Genomic DNA, 6,241 nt, shown 5'->3' on the forward strand with positions numbered 1-6,241 from the left:
TGCTGCGAAGCCTGCTGCCACTGCAGACAGCAAAGCGGCGTTCAAAAATGACGACCAGAAATCCGCCTATGCACTGGGCGCATCTCTGGGTCGCTACATGGAAAACTCTCTGAAAGAACAAGAGAAACTGGGCATCAAACTGGATAAAGCTCAGCTGATCGCGGGCGTTCAGGACGCATTTGCAGATAAGAGCAAGCTGTCTGACCAGGAAATTGAACAGACTCTGCAGGCGTTCGAAGCGCGCGTGAAGGGTGCCGCGCAGACCAAGATGGACGCGGACGCTAAAGACAACGAAGCGAAAGGCAAAGCCTACCGCGATACTTTTGCCAAAGAGAAGGGTGTGAAAACCTCTTCTACCGGCCTGGTGTACAAAGTTGAGAAAGAAGGCACCGGCGATGCGCCTAAAGACAGCGACACCGTTGTTGTGAACTACAAAGGTACGCTGATCGACGGTAAAGAGTTCGATAACTCTTACACCCGCGGTGAGCCGCTCTCCTTCCGTCTGGATGGTGTGATCCCTGGCTGGACTGAAGGCCTGAAAAACATCAAGAAAGGCGGCAAGATCAAGATGGTTATCCCACCGGATCTGGCCTATGGCAAAACCGGCGTTCCGGGTATCCCTGCCAACTCTACGCTGGTCTTTGACGTAGAGCTGCTGGATATCAAACCGGCACCGAAAGCGGATGCGAAAGCAGACGCACCGGCTGACGATAAAGCCGCTGCTGCTAAGAAGTAATGTTGAAAAAAACCGCCGCCTTTCAGGCGGCGGTTTTTTTATTGTGGGGCAGATATAATTAACACTGGAAAGCGCTACGCACGCTGTATTAATTTAGTTGTCCGTGTAGATAATGAGCCTGCCCTGAAAACCTAACGACAGGCTCCTGAAAAGGAGTGTTTTTTTCATGTCCAGGTCGCTTTTAACCAACGAAACCAGTGAACTTGATTTGCTGGATCAACGTCCTTTCGATCAGACCGACTTCGATATTCTGAAATCCTACGAAGCGGTAGTGGACGGGTTAGCGATGCTCATTGGCTCCCACTGCGAAATCGTATTGCACTCCCTGCAAGATCTGAAGTGTTCCGCCATCCGCATTGCGAATGGTGAGCATACTGGCCGTAAAATTGGTTCGCCAATTACCGACCTTGCATTGCGTATGCTGCATGACATGACCGGCGCGGACAGCAGCGTCTCCAAATGCTATTTCACCCGCGCCAAAAGCGGCGTGCTGATGAAATCAGAAACCATCGCGATTCGAAACCGCGAGCATCGTGTTATTGGGCTACTGTGCATTAACATGAACCTTGATGTGCCATTCTCGCAAATCATGAGCACCTTTATTCCACCAGAAACGCCGGACGTTGGCTCCTCTGTTAACTTTGCCTCCTCTGTTGAAGATCTGGTGACGCAGACGCTTGAGTTTACGATTGAAGAGGTGAATGCCGATCGCAACGTCTCGAACAACGCCAAGAATCGTCAGATCGTGCTCAATCTTTATGAAAAAGGGATTTTTGATATTAAAGACGCTATCAACCAGGTGGCCGATCGTCTGAACATCTCCAAGCACACGGTCTACCTCTATATTCGCCAGTTCAAAAGCGGCGATTTCCAGGGACAAGACAAGTAATGCGTTTTGCGTTAATGGTGACAGGCCCGGCGTACGGCACTCAGCAGGCCAGCAGCGCGCTGCAGTTTGCGCATGCGCTACTGGCGGCCGGACATGAGCTGGCGAGCGTCTTCTTCTATCGGGAAGGGGTGTATAACGCGAATCAGTTTACGTCACCGGCGAGCGATGAGTTCGATCTGGTGCGCGCCTGGCAGGCATTAAACGAAAAGCAGGGCGTAGAACTGCACATCTGCGTGGCGGCGGCACTGCGCCGCGGCGTGACCGATGCAACCGAAGCCGCACGTCTTGGTTTATCGGGTTCTAACCTGCAGCCCGGCTTTTCGTTGAGTGGCCTGGGTGCACTGGCACAGGCGGCATTAACCTGCGACAGAGTGGTGCAATTCTGATGAAGCGCGTAGCATTTGTTTTTTCCTCCGCACCGCACGGCAATACGTCCGGCAGAGAAGGGCTGGATGCGCTGCTCGCGACCTCAGCATTGACCGAAGATATCGGTGTCTTCTTTTTGGGCGACGGCGTATTTCAGCTTCTGGCGGGGCAACAGCCTCAGGCTATTCTGGCGCGTGATTACATCGCGACGTTCAAAGTATTACCGCTTTACGATATCGAAACCTTCTATGTCTGTGCCGACTCCCTGGCCGCGCGCGGTTTAAACGAGGCAACGCTTTTCGTGCTGGATGTGACAGTCCTTTCTTCTGCTGCATTGCGCGAACACCTTTCCCACTACGACACCGTTCTGACTTTCTGAGGCTGACATGCTCCATACTCTGAGCCATTCACCGTGGCAATGTGATATCGACGCGTTACTGAGTATGCTGCGCGAAGGTGATGATCTGCTGCTGATCCAGGATGGCGTGCTTGCCGCACTGGAAGGCAGTCGTTTCGTTGAAATTCTCACGAATGCCCCCATAACAGTCTCTGCGCTGAAGGACGATCTGGATGCGCGGGGTCTTTCTGGTCAAATTTCAGCCAAAATTGACGTGGTTGGCTATACTGATTTCGTCAATCTTACTGTGACGCACGCCAGTCAAATGAACTGGTGATTTGAGATCGCTGTATATTTCTTGACACCTTTTCGACGTAGCCCTAAAATTTCGCGTCCTCATATTGTATGAGGTCGTTTTATTACGTGTTTACGAAGCAAAAGCTAAAACCAGGAGCTATTTAATGGCAACAGTTAACCAGCTGGTACGCAAACCACGCGCGCGCAAAGTTGCAAAGAGCAACGTGCCTGCGCTGGAAGCCTGCCCGCAGAAACGTGGTGTATGTACTCGTGTATATACCACCACTCCTAAAAAACCAAACTCCGCACTGCGTAAAGTATGCCGTGTGCGTTTGACTAACGGTTTCGAAGTGACTTCCTACATCGGTGGTGAAGGTCACAACCTGCAGGAACACTCCGTGATCCTGATCCGTGGCGGTCGTGTTAAAGACCTTCCGGGTGTTCGTTACCACACCGTTCGTGGTGCGCTCGACTGCTCAGGTGTTAAAGACCGTAAGCAGGCTCGCTCCAAGTACGGCGTGAAGCGTCCTAAGGCTTAATGGTTCTCCGTTAAGTAAGGCCAAACTGATTTATCTTAATGTCAAACTAAACTCTTTGAGTTTTGGACAATCCTGAATTAACAACGGAGTATTCCCATGCCACGTCGTCGCGTCATTGGTCAGCGTAAAATTCTTCCAGATCCGAAATTCGGATCAGAACTGCTGGCAAAATTTGTAAATATCCTGATGGTAGATGGTAAAAAATCTACTGCAGAAGCAATCGTATACAGCGCGCTTGAGACCCTGGCTCAGCGTTCTGGTAAAAATGAACTGGAAGCTTTCGAAGTCGCTCTCGACAACGTTCGCCCAACCGTAGAAGTTAAGTCCCGCCGCGTTGGTGGTTCTACTTATCAGGTTCCAGTTGAAGTTCGTCCGGTTCGTCGTAATGCTCTGGCAATGCGTTGGATCGTTGAAGCTGCTCGTAAACGCGGTGATAAATCCATGGCTCTGCGTCTGGCGAACGAACTTTCTGATGCTGCAGACAACAAAGGTACTGCAGTTAAGAAACGTGAAGACGTTCACCGTATGGCAGAAGCCAACAAGGCGTTCGCACACTACCGTTGGTAATCCCTTCGGAGTATTAGTCACCAGGCGGGCGCTTCAGAGAAGCCGCCCGCTCTGGGTAACTTAACTGAACGCCTAAAGATATAAACGAGGAATCAAATGGCTCGTACAACACCCATCGCACGCTACCGTAACATCGGTATCAGTGCGCACATCGACGCCGGTAAAACCACTACTACCGAACGTATTCTGTTCTACACCGGTGTAAACCACAAAATCGGTGAAGTTCATGACGGCGCAGCCACCATGGACTGGATGGAACAGGAGCAGGAGCGTGGTATCACTATCACCTCCGCAGCGACTACTGCATTCTGGTCAGGTATGGCTAAGCAGTACGAACCGCATCGCGTAAACATCATCGACACCCCAGGGCACGTTGACTTCACCATCGAAGTAGAACGTTCCATGCGTGTTCTTGACGGCGCGGTAATGGTTTATTGCGCAGTTGGTGGTGTTCAGCCACAGTCTGAAACCGTATGGCGTCAGGCGAACAAATATAAAGTTCCACGCATCGCGTTCGTTAACAAAATGGACCGTATGGGTGCTAACTTCCTGAAAGTTGTTGGCCAGATCAAAACCCGTCTGGGCGCGAACCCTGTTCCACTGCAGCTGGCAATTGGTGCTGAAGAAGGCTTCACCGGCGTTATCGACCTGGTGAAAATGAAAGCCATCAACTGGAACGATGCAGACCAGGGCGTTACCTTCGAATACGAAGATATCCCAGCTGCAATGCAGGACCTGGCTGACGAATGGCACCAGAACCTGATCGAATCCGCTGCTGAAGCTTCTGAAGAGCTGATGGAGAAATACCTGGGTGGTGAAGAACTGACTGAAGAAGAGATCAAAAAAGCTCTGCGTCAGCGCGTTCTGAATAACGAAATCATCCTGGTAACCTGTGGTTCTGCGTTCAAGAACAAAGGTGTTCAGGCGATGCTGGATGCGGTAGTTGACTACCTGCCATCCCCGGTTGACGTTCCTGCGATCAACGGCATCCTGGACGACGGTAAAGATACTCCGGCTGAGCGTCACGCAAGCGACGAAGAGCCATTCTCTGCACTGGCGTTCAAAATTGCTACCGACCCATTCGTGGGTAACCTGACCTTCTTCCGCGTTTACTCTGGTGTGGTTAACTCCGGTGACACCATCCTGAACTCCGTGAAAGCGGCGCGTGAACGTTTTGGCCGTATCGTACAGATGCACGCTAACAAACGTGAAGAGATCAAAGAAGTTCGTGCGGGCGACATCGCTGCAGCTATCGGTCTGAAAGACGTGACCACTGGTGACACCCTGTGTGACCCGGATCACCCGATCATTCTGGAGCGTATGGAATTCCCTGAGCCGGTAATCTCCATCGCAGTTGAACCAAAAACCAAAGCTGACCAGGAAAAAATGGGTCTGGCTCTGGGCCGTCTGGCGAAAGAAGACCCATCATTCCGCGTATGGACTGATGAAGAATCTAACCAGACCATCATCGCTGGTATGGGTGAACTGCACCTGGACATCATCGTTGACCGTATGAAGCGTGAATTCAACGTTGAAGCGAACGTGGGTAAACCTCAGGTTGCTTACCGCGAAGCGATTCGCGCGAAAGTTACCGACATTGAAGGTAAGCACGCTAAGCAGTCTGGTGGTCGCGGTCAGTACGGTCACGTTGTGATCGACATGTACCCACTGGAGCCGGGCTCTAACCCGAAAGGTTACGAGTTCATCAACGACATCAAAGGTGGTGTAATTCCTGGCGAATACATCCCAGCCGTTGATAAAGGCATTCAGGAACAGCTGAAAGCGGGCCCTCTGGCTGGCTATCCGGTTGTTGACATGGGTGTTCGTCTGCACTTCGGTTCTTACCACGACGTTGACTCCTCTGAACTGGCGTTTAAACTGGCTGCGTCTATTGCCTTTAAAGAAGGCTTTAAGAAAGCAAAACCAGTTCTGCTTGAGCCAATCATGAAGGTTGAAGTAGAAACTCCTGAAGAGAACACCGGTGACGTTATCGGTGACTTGAGCCGTCGTCGCGGTATGCTGCGTGGTCAGGAATCCGAAGTAACTGGCGTTAAGATCCACGCTGAAGTTCCGCTGTCTGAAATGTTCGGATATGCAACTCAGCTGCGTTCTCTGACCAAAGGTCGTGCATCATACACCATGGAATTCCTGAAGTATGATGATGCGCCTAACAACGTTGCTCAGGCCGTTATTGAAGCCCGTGGTAAGTAATCCACAGGATTAAAACCTAAGTCCCGTGCTCTCTCCACAGGGGAGAGCACTATAGTAAGGAATATAGCCGTGTCTAAAGAAAAATTTGAACGTACAAAACCGCACGTCAACGTTGGTACTATCGGCCACGTTGACCATGGTAAAACTACCCTGACTGCTGCAATCACTACCGTTCTGGCAAAAACCTACGGTGGTTCTGCTCGTGCATTCGACCAGATCGATAACGCACCAGAAGAAAAAGCTCGTGGTATCACCATCAACACTTCCCACGTTGAATATGACACCCCGACTCGCCACTA

General features: G+C 51.1%; 9 protein-coding genes. All 9 read left to right on the forward strand.

From position 1 onward, the window contains the following. The coding region (gene fkpA, locus INF68_RS19335) for an FKBP-type peptidyl-prolyl cis-trans isomerase (RefSeq protein ID WP_193525391.1) at positions 1-736 on the forward strand (736 nt) is incomplete at its 5' end. Positions 737-902: 166 nt separating this feature from the next. Further along, the gene (locus INF68_RS19340; protein ID WP_014171909.1) at positions 903-1,625 is read left to right on the forward strand and encodes a transcriptional regulator; all 723 of its coding nucleotides are present in this window, start codon (positions 903-905) and stop codon (positions 1,623-1,625) included. Continuing rightward, entirely contained in the window at positions 1,625-2,011 is a 387-nt protein-coding gene (gene tusD, locus INF68_RS19345) for a sulfurtransferase complex subunit TusD (RefSeq protein ID WP_033146792.1), read from the forward strand. Before INF68_RS19340 ends, tusD begins: the two co-directional genes overlap by 1 nt. Further along, positions 2,011-2,370, forward strand: a complete 360-nt coding sequence (gene tusC, locus INF68_RS19350) for a sulfurtransferase complex subunit TusC (RefSeq protein ID WP_126786804.1) — start codon at positions 2,011-2,013, stop codon at positions 2,368-2,370. The genes tusD and tusC overlap by 1 nt, the downstream gene beginning before the upstream one ends. Before the next feature lie 7 nt (positions 2,371-2,377). Further along, positions 2,378-2,665, forward strand: a complete 288-nt coding sequence (tusB, locus tag INF68_RS19355; RefSeq protein WP_024907951.1) for a sulfurtransferase complex subunit TusB — start codon at positions 2,378-2,380, stop codon at positions 2,663-2,665. A 124-nt stretch (positions 2,666-2,789) separates the two neighbouring features. Then, positions 2,790-3,164, forward strand: a complete 375-nt coding sequence (gene rpsL / locus INF68_RS19360) for a 30S ribosomal protein S12 (protein ID WP_000246815.1) — start codon at positions 2,790-2,792, stop codon at positions 3,162-3,164. Between the two features lie 96 nt (positions 3,165-3,260). Continuing rightward, positions 3,261-3,731, forward strand: a complete 471-nt coding sequence (rpsG, locus tag INF68_RS19365) for a 30S ribosomal protein S7 (RefSeq protein WP_004106370.1) — start codon at positions 3,261-3,263, stop codon at positions 3,729-3,731. Positions 3,732-3,827: 96 nt separating this feature from the next. After that, a complete protein-coding gene (gene fusA / locus INF68_RS19370; protein WP_008503004.1) occupies positions 3,828-5,942 on the forward strand; it encodes an elongation factor G in 2,115 nt (704 codons plus the stop codon). Between the two features lie 69 nt (positions 5,943-6,011). Beyond that, on the forward strand, positions 6,012-6,241 hold a 230-nt coding region (locus INF68_RS19375; RefSeq protein WP_032449286.1), incomplete at its 3' end, for a GTP-binding protein.

Source organism: Enterobacter cloacae complex sp. P16RS2 (assembly GCF_014982155.1).
In the GTDB taxonomy this organism is placed as follows: Bacteria; Pseudomonadota; Gammaproteobacteria; order Enterobacterales; family Enterobacteriaceae; genus Enterobacter; species Enterobacter cloacae_M.

Bases quoted from the DNA above. Each gene is read 5' to 3' on its own strand.
- fusA (WP_008503004.1), top strand. From the start codon at position 3,828: ATGGCTCGTACAACACCCATCGCACGCTACCGTAACATCGGTATCAGT.
- tusD (WP_033146792.1), top strand. From the start codon at position 1,625: ATGCGTTTTGCGTTAATGGTGACAGGCCCGGCGTACGGCACTCAGCAG.
- INF68_RS19340 (WP_014171909.1), top strand. From the start codon at position 903: ATGTCCAGGTCGCTTTTAACCAACGAAACCAGTGAACTTGATTTGCTG.
- tusB (WP_024907951.1), top strand. From the start codon at position 2,378: ATGCTCCATACTCTGAGCCATTCACCGTGGCAATGTGATATCGACGCG.
- rpsL (WP_000246815.1), top strand. From the start codon at position 2,790: ATGGCAACAGTTAACCAGCTGGTACGCAAACCACGCGCGCGCAAAGTT.
- tusC (WP_126786804.1), top strand. From the start codon at position 2,011: ATGAAGCGCGTAGCATTTGTTTTTTCCTCCGCACCGCACGGCAATACG.
- rpsG (WP_004106370.1), top strand. From the start codon at position 3,261: ATGCCACGTCGTCGCGTCATTGGTCAGCGTAAAATTCTTCCAGATCCG.